The 22020-nt window shown below is 48.0% G+C and carries 16 protein-coding genes and 1 rRNA gene; 4 read left to right on the top strand and 13 right to left on the bottom strand.

Features of this window, described 5'->3' with window-relative positions; genetic code table 11:
• The first annotated feature begins 18 nt into the window (after positions 1-18).
• From AC5RDV_RS10945 to AC5RDV_RS10930, 4 genes are all read left to right on the top strand, one after another.
• Positions 19-828 carry a DUF5689 domain-containing protein gene (locus tag AC5RDV_RS10945; RefSeq protein ID WP_008630203.1) on the top strand — a complete coding sequence of 270 codons (810 nt, stop codon included), beginning with the start codon at positions 19-21 and terminating at the stop codon, positions 826-828.
• A gap of 29 nt (positions 829-857) precedes the next feature.
• Complete coding sequence (locus AC5RDV_RS10940; RefSeq protein ID WP_282747829.1) at positions 858-2867, top strand: DUF6359 domain-containing protein; 2010 nt, start codon at positions 858-860, stop codon at positions 2865-2867.
• Between the two features lie 75 nt (positions 2868-2942).
• A complete protein-coding gene (locus tag AC5RDV_RS10935; protein WP_282747830.1) occupies positions 2943-3863 on the top strand; it encodes a DNA/RNA non-specific endonuclease in 921 nt (306 codons plus the stop codon).
• A gap of 124 nt (positions 3864-3987) precedes the next feature.
• Complete coding sequence (locus AC5RDV_RS10930) at positions 3988-4239, top strand: type B 50S ribosomal protein L31 (protein WP_008630214.1); 252 nt, start codon at positions 3988-3990, stop codon at positions 4237-4239.
• A gap of 277 nt (positions 4240-4516) precedes the next feature.
• On the opposite strand, the gene AC5RDV_RS10925 is transcribed toward AC5RDV_RS10930, so the two are convergent.
• The 13 genes from AC5RDV_RS10925 to rrf form a co-directional block, all read right to left on the bottom strand.
• Positions 4517-5152, bottom strand: a complete 636-nt coding sequence (locus AC5RDV_RS10925) for a DUF3256 family protein (RefSeq protein WP_282747831.1) — start codon at positions 5150-5152, stop codon at positions 4517-4519.
• Positions 5153-5237: 85 nt separating this feature from the next.
• Entirely contained in the window at positions 5238-6155 is a 918-nt protein-coding gene (locus tag AC5RDV_RS10920; protein ID WP_282747832.1) for a DMT family transporter, read from the bottom strand.
• 26 nt (positions 6156-6181) lie between these two features.
• Entirely contained in the window at positions 6182-6952 is a 771-nt protein-coding gene (truA, locus tag AC5RDV_RS10915; protein WP_282747833.1) for a tRNA pseudouridine(38-40) synthase TruA, read from the bottom strand.
• Between the two features lie 28 nt (positions 6953-6980).
• Positions 6981-7589: a DJ-1/PfpI family protein gene (locus AC5RDV_RS10910; RefSeq protein WP_282747834.1), complete on the bottom strand. Its 609-nt coding sequence runs from the start codon at positions 7587-7589 to the stop codon at positions 6981-6983.
• A gap of 223 nt (positions 7590-7812) precedes the next feature.
• Positions 7813-10158 (bottom strand): endonuclease I family protein, encoded by a 2346-nt coding sequence (locus AC5RDV_RS10905; protein ID WP_282747835.1) that lies wholly within the window; start codon positions 10156-10158, stop codon positions 7813-7815.
• Between the two features lie 179 nt (positions 10159-10337).
• Positions 10338-11210 carry an OmpA/MotB family protein gene (locus tag AC5RDV_RS10900; protein WP_172604674.1) on the bottom strand — a complete coding sequence of 291 codons (873 nt, stop codon included), beginning with the start codon at positions 11208-11210 and terminating at the stop codon, positions 10338-10340.
• A 136-nt stretch (positions 11211-11346) separates the two neighbouring features.
• Positions 11347-13488 carry a C13 family peptidase gene (locus AC5RDV_RS10895; protein ID WP_282747836.1) on the bottom strand — a complete coding sequence of 714 codons (2142 nt, stop codon included), beginning with the start codon at positions 13486-13488 and terminating at the stop codon, positions 11347-11349.
• Entirely contained in the window at positions 13469-14518 is a 1050-nt protein-coding gene (locus tag AC5RDV_RS10890; RefSeq protein ID WP_282747837.1) for a type 1 periplasmic-binding domain-containing protein, read from the bottom strand. The genes AC5RDV_RS10895 and AC5RDV_RS10890 overlap by 20 nt, the downstream gene beginning before the upstream one ends.
• 3 nt (positions 14519-14521) lie before the next feature.
• Positions 14522-15700 carry a hypothetical protein gene (locus AC5RDV_RS10885; RefSeq protein ID WP_008630232.1) on the bottom strand — a complete coding sequence of 393 codons (1179 nt, stop codon included), beginning with the start codon at positions 15698-15700 and terminating at the stop codon, positions 14522-14524.
• A gap of 12 nt (positions 15701-15712) precedes the next feature.
• On the bottom strand, positions 15713-17623 hold the full coding sequence (locus AC5RDV_RS10880) for an MAC/perforin domain-containing protein (protein WP_282747838.1): 1911 nt from the start codon (positions 17621-17623) through the stop codon (positions 15713-15715).
• A 107-nt stretch (positions 17624-17730) separates the two neighbouring features.
• Positions 17731-20067: an MAC/perforin domain-containing protein gene (locus tag AC5RDV_RS10875; protein WP_282747839.1), complete on the bottom strand. Its 2337-nt coding sequence runs from the start codon at positions 20065-20067 to the stop codon at positions 17731-17733.
• Positions 20068-20099: 32 nt separating this feature from the next.
• Positions 20100-21530 (bottom strand): BACON domain-containing protein, encoded by a 1431-nt coding sequence (locus AC5RDV_RS10870; RefSeq protein ID WP_282747840.1) that lies wholly within the window; start codon positions 21528-21530, stop codon positions 20100-20102.
• 230 nt (positions 21531-21760) lie between these two features.
• Positions 21761-21872, bottom strand: a 5S ribosomal RNA gene (gene rrf, locus AC5RDV_RS10865).
• Between the last annotated feature and the right edge of the window lie 148 nt (positions 21873-22020).

Raw genomic sequence — 22020 nt, 5'->3', positions numbered from 1 at the left:
ATTAAAACGAACTTGAATATGAAAAATATTAAATTATTGCTCGTCTCCATGTTGGCAGCCGTTTTCTCCGGCTGTATGGACCACCATGACGACCCGACTAATTATACATACGGAAATCCCGCCGTGGGAGAAGCCAATACGACTATCGCCGACTTAAAGACAAAATATGCCGGCATCGTCAGCAGCAACAAAGCGGAAGAAGTACAAGAGGACCTGGTCATCTCCGGAGTCATAGTAGGCGATGACGAATCCGGTAACATCTACAAGAACCTGTATGTCAATGACGGAAGCGGTACTTTAGTCGTGGGCATAAACGCCACCGGACTGTATGCGTTCTTGCCCGTAGGACAAAAAATAGCCATCAACTGCAAAGGGCTTTATGTAGGCGGCTACGGCTCCATGGCCCAGTTGGGTGCCTTGTACCAAGGCAAGATAGGCCGCATGCCGGAATACACATGGAAGGACCATGTCAAAGTCATCGGCCAACCAGACCTATCTTACCCCGAACTGGTTCCTATGGAAATCGACGAAGCCTGGCTTTCTTCGGCCAATAAAGCCGACGCTGCATTCTTTGTCAAGATCAACGATGCGGAATTTGTAGAAGCCGACGGACTGACCCAATATGCTCCGGAAGCAGAAGGCGACGGAGGAAACGGTGTAAACCGTACCCTCAAAGTCGGAAACACCAACATTCCTTTCCGCACTAGCACTTACGCCAACTTCGCCACGAATTACATGAAGATGGGAAAAGTGGACGTCACGGGATTACTCACCCAATATAACGGCGAATGGCAACTCACCGTACGCACTTCAAGAGACATTCAATAAAAAGCATTCACCAACAAAAACGAAACAATATGAAAACCAAAAGTTTTATCAGCTTATTATGCCTGACATTAGGCGTGTTCCTGTTCCAGGCATGTAACGACGTCCCTGCTCCTTACGACATACCGGGCAAGGGAGATGCCAACAGCATATATGGAACCGGTTCCAAAGAATCTCCCTACACCATCAAGGGGGCTGCATTGAACCAAAACGGCGGTTACGCGTGGGTAAAAGCCTATATCGTAGGTTACATCCCGACTGGCGACAATACTTCTTCCACGATTTCCGACATCGTATTCGGAACAGAAGGAGCCGGCACTACCAACATCGTGATTGCCACTTCGGCCGACAGCAAGGACATCAACAACTGTATGGCCGTACAGCTCCCGAGCGGCGACGTACGTAACGCACTCAACCTGCAAGCCCATCCGGAAAACTTAGGCAAGGAAGTCATGCTCTATGGCACCATGGAGAAGTACTTCGGCAGCGCCGGGGTGAAAACCGTTACTGCCGCCATCCTTGACGGACAGGAGATAGGTGATGTCCCTGAAGAGCCGGGAGACGCCATCTTCAGTGAAACGTTCGCAGAGGGTATGGGTGAATTTACAATTAACAACGTCAACATACCGTCTGAAATGGGTAGCGAAGTGTGGACCTTCGACAGTTACAAATACATGAAAGCCACATCGTACATCAACGGTGTAAACTATGCCGCCGAAAGTTGGTTGGTATCTCCTGCTATCAACTTGACGCAAGCTTCGGCTGCCACCTTGACTTTTGATTATTGTGCCCGTTATTTCAACGACTTGGAAAACAACATGACCGTATGGATTACGGAAGCATCCAATGAAAACTGGCAAAAACTTCCTGTAGAAATCAAAGATTGCAGTGATTGGAACTTTGTTGATTCTAAAGACATCGACCTGAACGCCTACAAAGGCAAGAGCATCAAGCTTGCTTTCGTCTACAACTGCACGGACAAAGCCGGTACATTTGAATTGAAAAATATTCTGGTTGAAGAGCGTAATGCCCAAGCCGACCAACCCATCACAGGAGAAAACCTCCTCAAAAACGGTGGCTTTGAAACTTGGGAAAACGGTGTGGCCACAGGTTGGAAGTCAAGCAACAGTGCAGGAAATGCCACCGTTACCCAATCTACCGACGCCCATGCAGGAAGTTATTCTGCAATGATAGAAGGTTCTACCGACGCTAACAAACGTCTCGGCAGTTCGGAAATGACACTGAAAGCCGGTACTTATGTCATCACGGCTTACTTCAAGGCCGTAGATGCCAACGCCAGCATCCGCTTGGGATATGCAGTCAATGAAGCAGACGGAAGTATCGCCGGAGGAGATAGCTACAAATATGGAGCATACGTTAATGACATTACCAAAGATACATGGGTAGAAGCCACCCACGAATTCACATTGGAGGCAAATACCACAGTAAACTTGGTGGTCATGGTCGGCAAGAATCCCGGACAAAGCGTCCTCATAGACGATTTCTCCTTGCAAACTAACGACGGGGGAATCATCGAAGGAGGCAATCCGGAACAACCGGAAGAACCGGGAGATGCCATTTTCTCCGAAAGTTTTGCTAACGGCATCGGTAGCTTTACCACAGCCGACATCACCGGAGAACAAGCCTGGAACGCAGACACCCAATACAAATGCATGAAAATGTCGGCTTATGCCAACGGAACGTCTGTAAAAAACGAAGACTGGCTGATTTCACCGGCTATCGACCTGGGTAAAGCAAGAACACTGACTTTCGAGCAAGCTTTCGGCCCTTATAACAAGAGTATGGACAACGCCAGCCAACTTTACACCGTATGGGTATCCAATAACTATTCCGGTGACGTGACAACTGCCACATGGACACAAGTGACCATCAACTATCCGGCAGAATCAGGATGGGCCTTCAGCGATGCGCAAGCTACGCTACCGGCCGTAGGCGCACAAGCATATTTGGCCTTCAAATACAAAAATGCCGACGGTGATGAGACCTTAACCTGGGAGATTAAAAACGTGACCGTCAAATAAAATAATTTATCATCCAATCTATCGTGGGGGATGTGCCCGGACGGCACATCCTCTTTTCATCTTTAAATAAGAACAATGAAAAAAAGAGCCATCTTACTCTATTTCTTAAGCTCAGCCTTCATCCTCACCGCCTGCAACGACGACTCTTCCGATGGAGCCTCAGGCGACACCACGAACCAAAACGCCAACCCTTCGGTCATCCCCAATGCAGCCAATCTCGAGATGCCGAGGTTGGACGACCAGACAGGCGACATTTATTCCCATTACGTGACCTACAATGGTACGCGAGTATTGAACTATACCGTAGATTGGCATAAAGAAAAAAAGCATTCACGTTGGGTGGCTTTCATTTTTACCAATACAACGGCGGGCACTTCCTGGAACCGCAACAACTGGAAAGGCACAGAATGGAACGGCACCGTATGGGAGGGGGATCCCTTCCAAGCCGACCCGGATATTCCGGCCGGAGAGCGCACGGAACTGGAAGACTACCGGGGAAGCGGCTACAACCGGGGGCACCTTTGCGCCTCGGCCGACCGGCTGTTCTCCAAAGATGCCAACGGGCAAACCTTTTACCTGTCCAACATGAGTCCGCAAATGGGACGGTTCAACCAGGACGACTGGGTGGACTTGGAAGGTCAGGTACAAAACTGGGGGCGCAACAGTTCCTTTCGTGACACGCTCTTCGTCGTGAAAGGCGGCACGATTCTCGACGGCCAGATTAAAGCATACACCCGAAGCGGAATGCCCGTCCCGAAGTATTATTTCATGGCCTTGCTTTGCAAGAAATACGCAGGTGGACAAAACACTTACAAGGCCATCGGATTTTGGGTGGAACACAAGTCGTATGGCGGTAACCCCGACCTGCGTAGTTGGGCCGTAAGCATCGACGAACTGGAAGAGAAAACGGGCATCGACTTCTTCTGCAACCTGCCCGACCGGATAGAGACACCTGTAGAACAAACTTATAATATAGAAAGTTGGAACGGATTATAGCCGAAAATATTCCGCAGAAAGTTTGGTGGTTCTGAATAAAAGGCTTAACTTTGCACCTCGTAAATCAGACCATTACACATATAGTTACCAACTATAAGTTGAACTGACAAAAAATTATAAGACAATGAAGAAAGATATCCATCCTGAGAATTATCGTCCCGTAGTGTTCAAGGACATGAGCAACGGCGACATGTTCCTTTCACGTTCTACTTGCAAAACGAGCGAGACCATAGAATTTGAAGGCGAAACCTATCCGGTAGTGAAAATTGAAATTTCCAGTAGCTCTCACCCTTTCTACACAGGCAAGAGCAAGTTGGTGGACACGGCAGGTCGCGTAGACAAGTTCATGAGCCGCTACGGAAAGAGCCGCAAATAAATCGGGATTCCATATTTTATCGAAAAGATAAAAAACGGTGTGGTGACAACAGTTTCCACACCGTTTTCTTTTGCACAAAAAGGAGACACACCGCAGAATGAAGTCGCATTTTTTCGCCATTTCCTACCCCTGAGGAATAGGCTTCAAAAGACCGTGATTTCATTCTGCGCCAAATGAAAAATCAATCACAGCAGAACGAAAAATCAATCACAGCCAAACAATTTTCCGTTTGGCGCAGATTTTTCCTAAAAGATATAATCAGCTAAAATACAATATTTTAATCTTCAACTCGTACAAACCGCTTACCTTGCCACCCATACACGACAGGACGTAAAACTTTCTTCATACGCTCCGCCTCATCCTTATCCACCTCGCCGGGCTGCAAAACAAAAGTCAGCCGCATATCGTCCGGTTGCAGGGAAGCCGTCACAAAGCGCATGTCCTGCAAATGCTGCAGACGTGCCACTTCCTCCTTGTCCACCGAATCGTTCGTTTCCCAAAAATCGGCATACACCGGACGGGACATCCATTTCTCTTCAGGCAATGTTTCCCAATCCGGTGTGTAAAGGGCTACCTTCGTCTCTGCCATCGGTCCGGAATAAGTACGTGCCACACAAATATAATACAACGTGTCCTCCGACGGCAAAAGCTTCATCTCCACCCGGCAATTCTTTGTCAGCTGCAATTCGAGATAGTCCACCGTGAGAGCTTTCAGTTCCGTGTCGCCATCGAACCGGTTGTGCACTTTGGCGGCCATGGTGTTCTCGATGAAGTCGATACAATCCAAACGGTTATTTTTCGTCATGATGCCCAACACGCTGTCGGGCATGGCGGCAAACACGTCGCGCATCTTCTGCGCCTGAAGAGCCTGTCCCAATGCCAACGTTATGATAAGAGGTAAAAAACGTTTCATACATCCATTTTATTTTACGGGCACAAACTTAGTCATTTTTATCGACATTCCGCGCCTCGCACCTTATTAATAACATCTCTTCACGTTAACGGGAACCCAAATAAAGGAACACCATCCCGAGCAAGACCAACACCAAGTCCACGGCCTTGCTCTGCAAGTTCTTCTCGCGGAAAACCATGGCTCCGAAAAGGAACGAAACGATTACACTGCCGCGGCGTACCATGGAGACAATGGAAATCATGGCACCGTCCAGGCTGAGTGCATAAAAGTAAACGAAGTCTGCCGCCGACAGGAAGAGCGAAATCGGAAGGATGCACCAATCCCACCGGAAAGGCGTGGTCTGCTTCCTGCGCGGCCACCATAACAGAAGCATCATGACGCCCATCATCGCCAACTGGTAGAGATTATAATAACTCTGCACCACCATGCGGTCCAACCCCACTCCCCCATTCTCCGGCGAGGCCATCAGATATTTGTCGTACAAGCCGCTCACGGCTCCGAGCACACTGGCCAAGACGATGAAATAAATCCACTTGTCATGCCGGAAGTCGATACCTTCTTTCTTGCCGCTCCGGCTCAACATGAAGAACGACAGCACAGCCAAGGCCACACCCGCCCACTGATAAAGGTTCAACCGCTCGCTGAAGACCAACAGCGCACCGACGAGCACCATGACGGGGCGTGTGGCATTGATGGGCCCCACTATCGTCAACGGCAAATGCTTCATGCCGAAATAACCGAATATCCATGAAGAAAGCACGATGCAGGACTTCAACAGGATGTACTTCTGCGCCCCCCAGTCGGTCGGGGGGATATAAAACAAGCTGCCGGTGTCCGTCATTCCCCATGCCGAACCGAGAATGAACGGCAGGAAGATAAGGCTGCAAAACAATGTATTGAGAAACAAGACGGGAATCACAGCATTGCCTCTCAACGACTTTTTCTTGAACACATCGTAAAAGCCCAACAGGGCGGCGGAAGTAAACGCCAGAATCAACCACATATATCTCTTTCTTTTCCGTTTCTACTCTATACCATGAAACATTTGTCCGGATAGGCCACATCCACCAAGAAGAGGGCGTTCCCCGGCATGGACTCTCCCGCACGGCAACGGTCTTTTCCTTCTATCACCGCCCGAAAGCCTTCCGGCGTAAGCTTGCCCCGCCCCACTTCGACGAGCGTACCGACGATGGCACGCACCATGTTGCGCAAAAAACGATCCGCCTGGATTTCAAAACGCCATTCGCCTGGCGCAAGCTCCGTCCAACGGGCTTGCATGATACGGCAGTTGTTGGTCTTCGTATCGGTATTCACTTTGCTGAAACTGGTGAAATCGGTATAATCGAACAATGCAGCAGCAGCTTCGTTCATCTTCCCAAAATCGAGCATCTGGTACAGACGGCAGGAATAAGCCCGCAAGAACGGGGACTTGCCGAAATGCAGGTAATAATGGTAGGTGCGCGACAAGGCATCGAAACGGGCATGTGCATCGGCTGCCACAGGCACCGTCTTGTAAATGGAGATATCCGGCGGCAACAGGCGGTTGAGCTTGTCCGTCAGCCACCTTCCGTCAATCCGTCGCACAGGGTCATCGGCATACTCGAAATCGAAATGAGCCACCATCATCCGGGCGTGTACTCCGGTATCCGTCCGTCCCGCTCCTGTGATGTACACGGGCTGCCGCAAGAGGGTGGCCAAGGCTTTCTGCAACACCTCTTGCACACTGATACCGTTGGGCTGAATCTGCCAACCGTGGTAACTCGTGCCGTCATAAGCCAAATATAGAAAATATCTTTGCATCCGTCTGAACACTTTCACAAAGCCAAGGTTATTGCGGGAACAAGTCACAAAACCCTTGCTTGTTAAATTGATAGTACATTTCGATACGTTCCGGCGTATCGTTTTCAAGCAACAGAAGAAGTTCTTTGGCAAATTCAAGCGTTGCAGAACCGTTGGCTGTTACAATCCTGTTATCACTGACTGCCGGCGTATGGACGTAACCTTCGAGATGGGTATAATGGTCTCCTCCCCAAAGCTTAAGTTGCTCCAAACCATTCCCGGTGTGCCGGACATGATTAAGGAAACCACATTTAGCCATGAACGATGCGGCATTACATATCGCCCCTACCACCTTGCCTGCCTCAATGGCCTTACCGACAATCGGTGCGACTTTCTCTGCAACCGGTGTAGTCCATCCGAAACCGCCAATCAGCACCAACGCCGCATAGTCTTCAGGCATCGTGTCAAATGAATAATCCGGTATGACTCGGAATCCGCCTATCGACTTTACCGGCTCTAAAGTCGGAGCCACAACTTTATTAACATATTTCGGGTTCTCTTTCAAGGCAAACTCGTCGGAAGCAATGGCTTCTGAAAGATATACCATCTCATGTGCCGCATAATCGGGCAAAAGGACATATAGGACTTCCTTATTCATATAGTCGTATTTTCGTTCAACAGTATTTCTGCAAAAGTACGAAAAATGCAGTTTATGCAGAACGACAAGAGACTCTTTTTACCCCTTTTCAGTGAAATAAAAACAGTAGCTGTTTATTTTTCCTCTTTCTCATGAGCCTTGCACCCAAAAGAACAATACGTAACGAAACGCCGCTTTGGCTGACTCGCTACGTATTACTCCAATGTATCATGCCGGTATGTGTTTATTTCACAATATAATAATCCGGCCTCAAACCCTTCAACGCATCTTTACGCTTAGCCTTACGTAGCCAAATGCCGCCCAAAGTGTACACATCCACCCACTCGTCGGGATTCTCCACCCGGATTTGCCGCACACCGTCGCCCGTACCGTAATCGCTCATCTGTATGTCGTCCACGTTGATTCGCTTCGAAGAGGTTCCCGTCACGCTGAACTTCAACCGCACAAGCCCGTCTACGTCCAATTTGTAACCGTAACGCTTCCACTCTCCTTTGTTGAAAGCTATATCCTTTGCCACAGGCAGCCACGTCATCCCCCCATCCAAAGAATAGTCCACACTGAGCTTCACGCCCGTATCCTTCTCACCATACAGCCCGGCATAGAACCACAAAGAGTCGCAACCCTCCGTCTTATCCTCCATCATCTCCAATTCTGTCGTGACACCAGATTTGGCCTGCATACGCACGCTCCAATCATCGTTTTTCCTGTCGTCCGCCAAACCTCCTATCAAGGTCTGCGCCATCCGCCACTGCGCGGCCACACACGTCACCTGGCCTTCCTTATAACTGTTTTTAAAACCGGTCTCGAAGGTCTCGAAAAATGCCTTTTTCTGATCCACCTCTCCCGAAAGGCTCACGATGATGTCTTCCGCCCCAGGAGTGGACAGCACCATTTCGCCTTCTGTCATCCCTTCCTCAGGCATTGCCCCCATGCGCACCATGAGACGTTGTTCCGTGCCTTCCACAGATGCCTTTGTACTCCATTCCTTACCGTCTTCACTCACTTCAAACGGAGCCTCTACCGTGGCTGTGGTCACATACTGGTCTACGCCTAAAGCCGTGACCGTCACTGTCTGCGGGGAAGAAACCCGTCCGGGCACAGACGTGAAATGCAATTCAGAAGCATCGGCCGTAAACACAGGCGTGACCTCCGGCATACGGACTTCCACCTCGTTGGAAACCATCGCCTCTCCGCCCTTTCCGTCCGGAAGGCTTACCGTATAATAATAAGTCGTAGCGGGAAGTAGCCCTTCCACTGTGGCGGAAACGCCTGTCAATGTTTTGGGATAGCCTTCAAGCATCTGCTGACGGCCGCCCTCATCCTTTGTATAGACAGCCAACGTGTAATCCAATCCCTCTCCCATGTCCATCCACGAAGCAGTAAATCGTTGGGCATTCACCGTACAAACCACATCACGGGCCGGATAGGCAGGAATACCGTCCACATACTCTACTCTCAGGGGATTCCGGTGCTCGAAACCGTCGCCTTTCAACAGGAGCACAGCCTCGTGCACCCCGGCTTCGGCAGTACGGCAACGTACCGTCAAGGTCACACCCCGGACGATTTCGCCTTCCGTCAGCTGCGTCTTGTCCGCCTCAAAACCGGACTGCCCGAAATCCAAAGCCAGTCCTCCGGGCAGGTTACGCCCCCGAATGGTCAAACGGCCCTCCAATCCCTTGGACAAGGCTTGCAGACCGAAATCCACCGTCTCCCCTTCTCCGGGCACAAACAACTCGGGGGTCGTAGATGTGCGGTCGATATAAAAAGCATAATCCGTACTGTCTCCCCAAATATAAGAGGCCAACTGCGGATAATCCACAAAGGGATTACGGTTTCCCTGAATACCGGACACGACTTCGTTACGCTCACGTTCCACGTCGTCCACAGGGTCGGCTTCGCTCCACGCTAACAATAGGTTGCTCACCCAAGGCCGCAAAGTCGGATAACGGTTTTTCTCAACCATCAACAAACCTTCTGTCGTCTGCCACAAATCAGCATAATCCTCATAACAAGTAGCCATATAGAAGTAAGTACGTGCAAAATCTCCTTTCCACTCATCTGCCGGTTCCCATACCGTAATCAACGAATCCGCACGATAAGACGCGGATTTCCCGACACGGGTCACCCCGTTGTCGAAAGCGGGCGTTTCCGTGACCACTCCAATCGGGTTGTTGCTTTTCCTCCCGTTGGCCGTTCCGTCACTGGGAAACAGGTTAAACAAATCGCAATAGGCGTTGTTCACCGTATGCCCCCACCAACTGTTGGCAAAAGAATGCTCGATGTTCATGCCTTCCACGGCATTCAATCCGTTGAACCCGCGAACGACGTTACTGTAGCGGTCGCGCACCGTTCCGTCCGGCATACGGTCGGTCACGACAAAGCCCGACCAGGTATAACCTTCGCCCTTCCCGCCATAGTCCAACACGCTCTCCGGCTGTATCAACTCATGAAGCGCGGTTTTCAACTCCGACTTCTTCAGCCCTTCCACCGGCCTGTAATAATCCTCCTGTCCGTAAGCCATCAGCCCACAGCACGCAAGGCACCAGAATTCAAGTAGTAACTTCCTCATAACTATCAGATTTGCTCAACAACAAATATACAATAAAAAATAATCGGCAAGCATAATCCAGCATAAAAAATCATATAAAATCTGTATCTGGCACAGTCCTCCACAAAAAAACAACCAAACCCGAACTTTCCATATAAAAGTTCAGGCTTGGCTGTTTTTACGCTTGTTTACGACAAAGCTTATTCAGCCACAGGTTCCGTTGACTCCGGTGCCTGATCAATAAGTTCCATGAACTGATCCAACTTCGGCGTAATGATGATTTGCGTCCGGCGGTTACGCATCTTGCCCTCCGGAGTGTCATTGGAAGCCACAGGGTTATACTCACCCCGTCCTGCAGCCGTCAAACGCTTTGGATCCACCCCGTATGTATTTTGCAAAGCCTGAACCACCGAGGATGCACGCAATGTACTCAAGTCCCAGTTGTTGCGGATATTAGGACGTGAAATAGGATCGGTATCCGTATTACCCTCAATCAGCACCTCATACTCCTTGTAATCCATGATGATTTTGGCAATCTTGCTCAATGTCTCACCGGCGCGCTCGCTAATTTCATAACTACCCGACTTATACAGCATATTGTCTGCCAAAGATATATAAACTACGCCTTTCAACACCTGTACATCCACATCTTTCATTTCCTCACGGCTCAGCGAACGTGTCAAGTTGTTGGTCAGCACCATATTCAAAGAGTCTGACTTATCCTTTGCCTCCACCAACTGTTTGATGAACTTATTGGAAGCATTGATTTCGTCTACCAACTTCGAGATATTCACATTGCCTTGAGAATTCTGTTGGATACTCTTGTCCAACGAACCTTGCAAGGCTGCGTATGAAGCTTTCAGCTCGTCGTTCGCCTTCTGCGCCTCGGCCAAACGCTCCTCTAAACTCTTGGATTTCGTACCGCAAGCCACCAGTTTCATTTTCGTATCCTGATAGGACTTGTCCAATTTGTTATAGTCCGTCTGTAACTGCGCATACTGTTTCTTCGTCACACAACTCGAAAACACCAAAGTTCCCGAGAGGAAAGAAAACATAAGAATCGATTTGTTCATAACCATATATTTTTTAAAAGTTTATCCGTATTTATAATAAAAACGACCGCAATTTACGCAAATTCAGACGAATCCATTTTCCTTATTATATAAGTATAAGATTTCCCACTATTTTTTAAGAAAATACAACTTGCAATTATTCGCGCAGATACTCAGACATGGTATTCCGGAATATGTTCCCATAAAGGGCTTCATTGTAGACCGACACATGGGAACCCACAGTGTTGCGAGCCAACTTGTAATACAAATCACGCAAGGAAATCGAAGGATTGGCATCAATCGTCTCCTGAAAAGCACGGGTAAAACCATTGGAAAGCCAGATGTTCATTTCATAATCCTGCACGTCGGCTTTCGAGGTCTCACCGGCATTGGCTGCTGTCATGAACACGACACCGGGAACCCCTTTGCAAGCTTCGGCCATACTCCCCCCGTAACAAGCCTCCAAAGCCACGAACATTTTCCGATAGTTCCCACGCTCATAAGCCTTCCGTATCATCTTACCCAACTGCTGTCCCCGCAACATCTCATATCCTTCTCCCCAATTCAGCCCATTATACACACCATGCCCGCTCCAAAACAGGAAAACATTGGTATGTTCGTCTCCCGTCACCACATAAGGCGTACGGCCTCCGGCCTCCCCCGCAAGGATAGCCTCCAAATCTTCCGGTTTCAAATCATCCAAACGGTAATCAATGCGTATCCCGTCATACACATTCCCACCATCCCGGTGCACGCGGACTACTCCCGGATACAAATTCTTGGGATTCCAGGCAATGTCATCCTCCGCCACCAAAATGATATGGTCGTCATCATAACCGTGACGTTTCATCAACTGGTACATGGCATACACATCCGCCTGATGACGGTAATTCGCCCAACCTTCGGAAGCCGCCACCAAAACGCACCAATTATGCCGTAAGGAAGGATATGCGGGATCTATCGCGTTTTCGTCAAAACTCTCCATCCGGGATGCCGCCCAGTTCCATCCGGCCAGTGTGGAAGAAGTCCGCCTGCTGCCGTCCGTAGACAAATAATCCCACGTATGGAAACCGTCTTCCGGCGTATAACTCCAATGTGCATAAGTGGAATGAAGGACGGAAGTATATTTCTCCTCATCGAAATCCCAACTGCCGGTCACGCCCACCAGATTCGGATAAACACCTGATTGCAACAAAGCAAAAGCCTGCCGCATGTCATCTGCCATCCAACCGCCATCATAGGCCGCACGCCCGTCTACCACACGCTTCAGAGCCTCATTCAGGCCAGACTCCGGCTCCCATTGCAGGGCCGTCAGACCATAAGCCAAGAAGACCAGTGCGTCATACAGATGGGACTCGCCATTCAAGGGTTCATCCCCATATTTCACCTGATAAACTGTGGGAAAGCCGGAAACAGGATCAGCCGCCAAAGCCATTCCTCCCCAATTCAGCCCCGAAGTCAAACGTCCTGCCAAGGTCGGAGCATAAACCATGTCTGAGCAAATCAAATTGATACCCCTCAGTTTCCATTCAGGATGAATCCGCACCAAACTGTCCAACCACACGGCATCTTCCGTACGGGACGGTGCGAAAAGCAAAGTCTGGAATACATCGTCATGCCTTAAATCCTCGAAACGCGCATTAATCTTATCCAAAGCCACGGCCATGTCCTCCGGTGTGGAATAGGTATAATTACCTTGTGACATCAATCCCAATTCTACAGCCTGGAAAGTAAACCAATCTATAAAACTTTGCCCATAGTCATCTTCACGGGAAAGGAGATACACATTTTCAGCCCCGTCCATCAACGCCTGGGTCAGCATCACCTCACACTGACCTATGTCCGATTCGGACAAAGCCCACAGGAAATCCTTTCCGGCACAACTACGTTGCAATTCCACGGACGAGGCTGTTGGGAGTATCAAAGTCTTACGTCGTGCCCCGCAACAGGCGGAAGCCATACGGGCTGACGATGAATGATAAGGTCCTATCACGGCTGCCACGTCCGAATCGGCAGCCACAGCCTTCAGATAGTCCTCCAAATCAGGAGCATTTTCATCTTTCCACTCCACTTTGAGCTTCACTTTCCGAGACAATCCCCTTTGAGCCTTTTCCAAATCCTCCATGGCCCAAGATACGACTCTCTCCCAACGGCTTTGGTTCTCACCGGGCATGACCACGGCCACGCGGTATTCTTTCACCTCTGCCCCGCTGCCTTGTACGGCAGGTTCGTCCTCGCAAGCACCGCACAGCCCGCATGCCAGTGCAAGGATGCCATATTTAATGCTTTGAAGTTTCATATTCCTTATCTTTTTCAACGGCCTCCGTGCGGCAAGCCTCTACCATCGTGGCCATATTATTATCCGACAATCTGGGACTGACCACGATGTCCACCCAACCGGAAGACAGACCTAACGTCTGGCTCACAGGCCATTCTTTGCCTGCCACCCAATCCCCCAAATACATTTCCATCACCCCGTCCATCTTACGGATGACCGAAAAGAACACGGCCGTAGTGATGGAAGAGCAATCCACATCCATCCCGATGGTCGGTGTCCAAAGCACCTCACGGGAATACCGGTACACCCCGGCAGCCGACCCGCCCAACAAAGGATATACCATCCAATAACCCTCGCCTATCCGGTCCAACATACGGTAAGCACTGTCGGGCATGGCAAAACCTTCATAACCGTCAGCCAAATAACAAGTACGGCAAAAACGACCGCCTTGGGCATAAAATCCATCCGAATAGCCCCTGATGGCTTCTTCCAACACCGGTTCATCAGGCATGGCGGCCAACACCAATGTGGAATCCAACAGTTCGGAATCCCCGGAAGACAGTCCAACCACACTTCCAGCCCAATAGCTTACACCATACATGGAAAGATTGAACGTATATACCCCTACAGGATAGTCCCCCCCTTTCGTCTCGAACAGCAAGACTTTTCGATGGCCAAGCGGCCCTCCTTTCAGGGAGGGAAAATCACGGTATTCGCTTCCGGCCAACACCAACAGGTCGTTCTTCCCCTCTTTCTCCGGCTCCGCCAACCAGTCCTCGTAATCCTGCAAAGCCGCGTCAATGGACAAGGGGGTCTTCAAATGGAACTCCACCTCATCGCCATATACATCGAGGAAACGGCACACGCCTTCGAATATCTTGTCATTATATCCGTTGTCTCCCAATCCATTGGGACTGCAAATCAAGGTAAGCCTCCACTTTTCCAACCCTAAAGAAGCATCGTCCGGTCGCCAGGTTTCATCTCCCGAACAGGCCACCAAAAAGCATCCGCCCCAAACAAGCCACAATAGCCTATGCAGATTCTTTCTCATACATCACCTGCGTTTAAGCTCATAACGGTTATTGTCAAACGCCCCATAACTAAAGTGCCTCATGGAACACAACAACAAATATACTCCTGGGACGTTGTATTCTTGTGTATCTATATATTGCAACTGGTATTTTTCTCCAAACTGTCCTCCTACATTCTTTAACCTGTAACCATAGAACCAATACTCATGCCAATATTCAAACCACGCCCAATATTCCTTCACTGTCGTGGTCATATGAAACCCTTTTTCGCGCATTTTGTTGTCAAAATCATCCCTCTGCCAATCCGAACCGGACAACACATCTTTGTAAGCTTCATCCATTTTATGGGGACGTGTGGAAGTTTTTTCTGTGCTTTTCCTATTATGGAAACACCCTGCTTCCGTATAGTCAGGAAAAGCCAACAGCAGGCGAGCCAACAAATCATCATGCTTGGTAGTATAATAATCATACAATGAATTAAAATCCGCCTCAGAAGGGACATTGTAATAATTAACAACCTTACCACCATCAGTAGCCATTTCATCCTTATCATCATTACTATCATAAGACCAACCTCCGTCCAAGGTAAACAAGACTCCGTCCCTCCCGGTGTCATAACTGGCAATACAGACATAATAACGGTTATCTATTTTGTCATACAAAATATTACCTTTGGCATAAGGCGAACTGGCATTGTCGGGCCACAGCGTGGCAGGTATGAAATACAACTTGGTCATTACAGGCAAATCCACCAAATTGATGGTTAATGTAGCCAACGCCCCATTATCGCCACCTGGAGCAAAAACAAGGCTTCCCTGTTCTTGTAAATCCACTTCCAACACCCCGTTGAGGTCTACAGGCTCATTCGTAGTCCCCAATATGGAAGAACGGAAAAACTCCGTGGCTTCTTCCAAGTCGTCCATGCCCACGCTGAATTCCGTAGGCCTCGTCACATCAAGCACCTCTCCTATCTTAAAATCATAAGTGGCACTCCCATTCACGCTGTCCACCTCGCATAGGTTTTTGATGATTTGTTGCGCCTTCATAAAGCGTTCCCCCTCGGGGGTGGGTACCAATGGGTCTTTACCTTCCTGTGAAGTTTCATCCCCTTTCCCCACTTCTTCCTCTTCATTACAGGAAACAAACAGTCCAAGTCCGATTACCACATAACAAACTATCTCAAAATAATGCCAGATTCTCATATTTCCTCCATATTAATAATTAACTTCGCTCGTATTCCAAAAGAATTCATAATCGTCTTCCATGACCATGCGGTTCTTCAAATTGTCCGTACAGTCACGTCCCAAATCAACCCCGGAAAGACGGAATGCCTCTTCGCTACCATTTATCTCTTCGCGGTAGTTATCCACCTCTTCCGGCACAGACGTTTGCCAACGCCAGTTCGGCAAATCGGAAAACTCCTTATCCGTCGCCAAATAAAAATGTCCCAAGAACTTACGCGTCTGGTAATAGTATTTCCCTGTCAAAGTCCCGTCAATGCCGATACTTCCGGGCCATTCATAACCCAATACAGGATAGGCTTTCTGATATACCGTATTTTCGGTGGACTGCACCTCCAAGCGACCTGCGGTGAGGTAAAATTTCCCCGAAGGAAGATCCGGCACCGGTGTCACGACAAAACGACCGTGATGCCATGCCACACGGTAGGCGCGTCCCTGATACACACAAAGCCCTCCCGTCCAATCCATCGTACGGCCATATATCGGATAAGCCACGCTCACAGCTTCGTCCTTGCTAATCTCCGGCACCCACTCCCGGCACACCGTAGCCACATAACGGCCTGCCGAAATGATGTTTACCACGTATGGCATCTCCACGCTCGTTTCCTTTCCCCCCATCTTGCACTGCACGGTATCGAATGACATGGGAAAAGACGCATTGGCAAAATGGTTGAACCCGAACACTTCGCTCAAACGGGAAGCCGTCCCCACGGCACGGGTCTCCACAGATTTCGCCACTTCGGGGTCGGGTATCAAATCCCATATCGGGCAGACTGCCATATCGACCATCTCCACATTGTTGCCTGCATAGTTATCTTCGTCATACTGTATGCTGCTTTCCCATTGTGCCAACAATTCCGGTTGCACCCGTGCATTGTTGAAGTCGGGATTGATTACGGCCTCGTTCAAAATGGAAATCCTGCCTCCTGACACATCCATACGGCTCTCCGCCGCATTGAAGACATCCTTGAAATTATAATTACTGCCTTCCGACTTCATTTTCTTGAAAAACAGGGCTATCGTGTTTTCACTAAACAACCCTTCTTCCTCGTAGGTGTCGAAGCTTTGTTGGGAGACCGACACATGTAAATCCAACTTTCCTCCCAAGGTAGCCGACTGCACGACATGGGTTCCGAACCGTACGAGGAAAGAATCCAACGCCATAATGTCCGATGGATGGCGGGACAAATCCTCGATGGCCTTACGGAAACTGTGCGTCAGAAGCTCCGGGTATTCTTTCACATAATATTTCAACTTTTCCGTTTCCAATGAACGTATGCCTTTAGGGGATATGTAAGACGTGCTCACATAAAAGTTCTTCTTGTTGACCACTTCAAATACGTCCATTGTCTTTTTCAAGGTCCCTTTGTAAAGGATTAAATCGGCACCCGCTTCTGCCTCAAGCTCCACGCTGTGCACATAATCCGACAAACTATACCCCGACGAGGTTACATAGTAGATGGCATGCTCATAATCAGAGTTAAGCAACCGGTCATTCTCCTTTTCTTCCACTTCTTTCAACATCTGGAGGTTGATTACCTGGCTCATTACGCTGTTAAAAGAACATTTCTCGCCATTATACCCTTCAAAGGAATAACCCACGCCATAATTCCGGATTAAACCTTTGTCAATGGCATCACGCGAAGTTTGGTCACGGCTTTCCTGCACCACGGTATAACATTCCGTCCGCCCGTCTGCCAACCTCAATTTAAGGTTTCCGCAACGGTGTGTTTTCTCATCATTCTGCTCCAAATACAAATAAGATTTTCCTTCCTTTGGGACAAAAGTCAGGAATCCTCCTTCCGTTTCTCCTGCCACGACATCGCGTACATCCACCTGTAACTCACGGTAACCTTCCGTTCCATCAAAGATAAAGTCTGCCATGGGAACATGGTCTTCACTTCCGGAAAACATCGGAACTTCTGGCAAGATGTCCTCAGAACAAGCTGCCAACATCCCACCCATACATATGCACAACAATATTTTTCGTATCATTTCTTTTCCGTATATTTAAAGTTGGACGAACGGAACAAACGTACCGGATAGAAATTATCATTTGCCGACTTCAAGGTTGTCGTGCGCAACTGGTAATCCGGTGTCAACACCAATGCCGCACCGGTCTGTCCTTCGCCCTTGCATGCGATAACACTATATTCATTTACATAATGAAAATCAAAAGAACCCAAATACTTGTCATCGTTCATGATGTCATACACTCCATAAAAACCGTCAAACTGCGCATCGAAACCACTCAATTGCCCTTTGAACAGTACCTTTGGATTTTTATACACATAATTGCGCAAATTCATAATGTCATCAGTCTGGGGCAGATACCACTTGTCTACTCCAATAAATTCCTCGTTCATGCTCCTATAAGTAGGATCTATTACACCGAAAGTATTGGTATAATACCTATTCCCATCGAATATTTCATTCACCGTAACATTGCTGTATTCGTCATCCGGGTCGTCCGGCTCCCCCAAATAAATGCTGTGCTCCAAATTAGCACGCAACCAGTAACCCACACCGATCTTCACGAAGGGCAAGCGGTCCGTCACGTTGTCTATCAACACGCAATAGGCATCTTCCACCGTGATGCCCCCATAAGACACTCCCGCATTCATGTCATTTAAATAGAGGTTACCATTAACATAATACAATTTCGTGATTTTATCCGTCAGCCCCATACCGTCTATGGGGTTCACATAAACTAACCCTCCTTCAAAAGCGATGTAGGAAGGAGGATTACCCTCTCCATCCCCAAGGAATATTCCACGGTTCAGGTTCGGCGACCCTTTCACCAAAGGATACATCACCGTAACCCTACGGTCTGCCCGGATATCCGGCACGTATTCATGGCAAATCTCTGCCACCGGTACTTTCCCGTGATACACCACCTTCACCAAGGTTGCATCATCCCCTGTGTCGAAACGGAGCATCCCGTCATTCAACTCAATCATGCAGTTATCGCCCTGCATGATATCCTTGTCATAATCATAATTGCTCTGCTTGGAGATTTCTTCCACCCGTTCGCGGATAAGACGAGCCAGTTCCGGCTCAAAAAACACCCATATCGGTAAAGTCGTACATCCTACAATGGTCAACCGTTTACGCAACTCCGCATCATTACGGTAATCCCCCTCCAAACTGTTCATCCAATCAGAGAGCAAATGTTGGTCTATTTGGCTCTCATTGCTAAAATTCTCGATGGATTTCCGTATTTTCTCCACACATTCATTTTCTCCTGCCCGGATGGTAAAAGACTTCGAAGCACTGCAATCCGTGGAAATACTGGCATCTATCCGCGAAGTCTCTGCCGAAGGCTGTATCTTGCCATACACATATTTCGTCCGCATTTCCGTATAGGTTTGCACGTCCGCCACTTCTTTCTTCTGAAAGTCTACCATATACTCTATCATCCCTCCTAAATCGGCAGAAATAACAAGATGCGTCCCGAAATCCTTTAGCAACCGGTCTACATTTTCAATGGTGGGGTCATTCATGATTTTCTCGCGTAGTCGGTTAAAAGCCTCAGAATAAATGTCCTTCCCCCCGTTGGCCAAATACAGTAGCCCCGCCTCGTCCAAATAACGTGAAGCCACAACCTTGGACAAACGGGAATACCCATAGCACCGTTCTTCCACAGTCGAATAATTATTGGTCTTCACAAATTTGCCTACGGTCTTTTTCGACCCTGACAGGTTGCTTTTCTCTCTTTCCTGGGCTTCCGTAAAGGTCTGGGACAACTCGTCAAGCGAATACCCCGAATATATTTCTATTTTCTCATAGCTCCGGTTATCCTCTTGAATGAAATTGTCTCCCAATTCTGCCTCATACTTCAACAACTTGTTATAATCCAGAATCGGAGCCACCAGGCTATTCTCACTCATAAAATCCTGCAATATATTGTATCCCCATCCCACACGGAAGTCTTGTGTCAATTCTCCTCCCGACAAGGCATTATCCTCCACGTCCAACCACCCGCACTGGTATATGGAAATCCCCACAAACTGTTCCGGCGAATCGGCATAACTCACCCTGATTTCAGCCCTGCGCCCATTATCACCATCATTGGTGGCGGCATAAAACTCTAAAATACCGTCTTCTGCCAAAGTATCAGAAGTGAGAGCCACCCAGTCAGCCATACATTCCACCACACATTTTTTGGGAGAGCTTATGCTCACATCATAGTACCGCCCCACGCGCCCCAAACTTATCTCAGACTCGCTGACCTCTATTTGGACATCGGGTAAAACCAAAGCATCTTCATGCTCCGAACAAGAAAACAAAACCATGTTTGCCAAAATCATGGCAAACATGGAAATCATGGACAAGCTCCTCACTTCACTTAATATTCTAATTAGTAATTACTAAAATCCACTATTGCTTTAGGATTATCCTTGTATTTCTTTACGATATAGTCCTGTACGATTACGGCAACCTCGTCGTCAAAGAAGCTCCATATCGGTGTCAAAGTCATTTCCACGACTTCGGCCGTATTATTCTTTTTATTGGCTCCGTCCATCACAATGCTATTCGCCCAGTCTGTGGCCAATTGATTCACTTCCGCGCGTTTGACAGCCATCGTACTCGTCAAATATTTGGCCATCTCTTGCCCCTTAGCTACCTGCCCGCCTAACATGGTCAGCTCCAAATTGGAATGGGACAACAACATCTCACCTTTCCGGATATAATCCGCATGTGCTTCTCCCGTAATGGAAATGGCAGCTTGTATGGACAGACTGGCATCACCTTTTATTCCCATATTGTCCGCTACATCAAAACTATCTGCGTCCAACTTCATTGTCATTTCACCTCCTAAAGTAGTTCCTGTCACTACCACAGGTCCATAAGTCGCATCCAACTTAACTAAAGCCGCATCCAATTGTGCCTTATTGGCTGACGGATTCTCCGCCAATTCATTAATTTTGTCTCTCAAATTAAGGAAACCGATACTCAACATTTGCCGCTTTATTTTTGCATCCTCTTCTTCAGCAACATAACCTAACAAATCCGCATATCCCAAAGACGCTTCATACACCGGATAACGGCATCCCATCCTGTAAGTCACATTCGCATCGGCCACTTTCTCCCCACTGATATAAGCACCGGAAATATCCAGTTTAAACAAACCGAAAGATACGCCAATCTTCAAACTTACATTGATTGAGTCTAACTTATTGTCTATGGAATCATAACTTATAATCTTCACATCAGATGCTGCAATGGGGGCTTCTGTATATAAGCCAAGATCCGCATAAGGGGCATCTTCCCCATTAATAAGTTTTTTCAAGCCCGTCATTTGCACAACAGACTGCTTGACTTTTCGGTTTATGATGTCATACCCTTTACCGATGCCCTTATTATTAAATACATCATAAAATTCCACATCGTCATTTTCCGGCATGCTTTCACCATTCAACAAGTTAGTCTGACTCACCGGTATCTGGACTTTCGTGCCATTTTCAGTAACCAAGACCAAATTATCCGTACGGCTCTCTTTTGTCCCATTGTCTTCTATATAAAGCTCAACGGAAGCATCCCCCTTACCGGTTGGTGTCAACACGGTAATCCATTCATTAGTTTCAGGAACGGAAAGCGTCCATGCCTGCCCTTCCTCCACGTGAACGTTTAGTCTATAATAGCCGCCCAAACGATCTATATCCAATCTCTCCTCTCCAAAACCGACATGACTACCATGATTTTCATTTTCGTCATCACAAGAGGAAAGCGCATAACACAAACTTCCACACAATAAAGTAAAAAACAACTTTTTTAATAAACCTTTCATCTCTAATATTTATTTATTAATACAATCCTATAAAGCCAGACATCTATAAACAGCTGTCTAAAAAACTTTTATGAGATGTAAAGATACAACATACTTTCAATAAGTCAACAATTACCCCCCCCCTATTTTAACTCTTATTTTATTAATTTATAAAATAAGAAAAAACCATCCTCACACAAATGAAAAATTCCCCGCGCAAGGCTTTTGCCTTGCGCGGGGAAAACAAATTAAAAAGGCGGCTACCTACTCTCCCACCTTGCGGGCAGTACCATCGGCGTGAGCGGGCTTAACTTCTCTGTTCGGGATGGGAAGAGGTGGAACACCGCTGCTATAGCCACCAAAATATGGCAGACATATCACACTGTATTGACTTTACTTGTTTACTGATACAAAACACACGCATCATAAAGGATATACCCCCGTAACCTGAGGCATGAAAGCTTTCGGGCTATTAGTAGTGCTCGGCTTTGGCGTCGCCGCCTTTACACCT

This window comes from Paraprevotella sp. (genome assembly GCF_986071375.1).
This window is presented reverse-complemented; position numbering and strand designations above follow the sequence as displayed.

Bases quoted from the DNA above. Each gene is read 5' to 3' on its own strand.
- AC5RDV_RS10945 (WP_008630203.1), top strand. From the start codon at position 19: ATGAAAAATATTAAATTATTGCTCGTCTCCATGTTGGCAGCCGTTTTC.
- AC5RDV_RS10875 (WP_282747839.1), bottom strand. From the start codon at position 20,067: ATGATTTCCATGTTTGCCATGATTTTGGCAAACATGGTTTTGTTTTCT.
- AC5RDV_RS10885 (WP_008630232.1), bottom strand. From the start codon at position 15,700: ATGAGAATCTGGCATTATTTTGAGATAGTTTGTTATGTGGTAATCGGA.
- AC5RDV_RS10930 (WP_008630214.1), top strand. From the start codon at position 3,988: ATGAAGAAAGATATCCATCCTGAGAATTATCGTCCCGTAGTGTTCAAG.
- AC5RDV_RS10920 (WP_282747832.1), bottom strand. From the start codon at position 6,155: ATGTGGTTGATTCTGGCGTTTACTTCCGCCGCCCTGTTGGGCTTTTAC.
- AC5RDV_RS10895 (WP_282747836.1), bottom strand. From the start codon at position 13,488: ATGAAACTTCAAAGCATTAAATATGGCATCCTTGCACTGGCATGCGGG.
- AC5RDV_RS10890 (WP_282747837.1), bottom strand. From the start codon at position 14,518: ATGAGAAAGAATCTGCATAGGCTATTGTGGCTTGTTTGGGGCGGATGC.
- AC5RDV_RS10935 (WP_282747830.1), top strand. From the start codon at position 2,943: ATGAAAAAAAGAGCCATCTTACTCTATTTCTTAAGCTCAGCCTTCATC.
- AC5RDV_RS10940 (WP_282747829.1), top strand. From the start codon at position 858: ATGAAAACCAAAAGTTTTATCAGCTTATTATGCCTGACATTAGGCGTG.
- AC5RDV_RS10900 (WP_172604674.1), bottom strand. From the start codon at position 11,210: ATGAACAAATCGATTCTTATGTTTTCTTTCCTCTCGGGAACTTTGGTG.
- AC5RDV_RS10925 (WP_282747831.1), bottom strand. From the start codon at position 5,152: ATGAAACGTTTTTTACCTCTTATCATAACGTTGGCATTGGGACAGGCT.
- AC5RDV_RS10905 (WP_282747835.1), bottom strand. From the start codon at position 10,158: ATGAGGAAGTTACTACTTGAATTCTGGTGCCTTGCGTGCTGTGGGCTG.
- truA (WP_282747833.1), bottom strand. From the start codon at position 6,952: ATGCAAAGATATTTTCTATATTTGGCTTATGACGGCACGAGTTACCAC.
- AC5RDV_RS10870 (WP_282747840.1), bottom strand. From the start codon at position 21,530: ATGAAAGGTTTATTAAAAAAGTTGTTTTTTACTTTATTGTGTGGAAGT.
- AC5RDV_RS10910 (WP_282747834.1), bottom strand. From the start codon at position 7,589: ATGAATAAGGAAGTCCTATATGTCCTTTTGCCCGATTATGCGGCACAT.
- AC5RDV_RS10880 (WP_282747838.1), bottom strand. From the start codon at position 17,623: ATGGCAGACTTTATCTTTGATGGAACGGAAGGTTACCGTGAGTTACAG.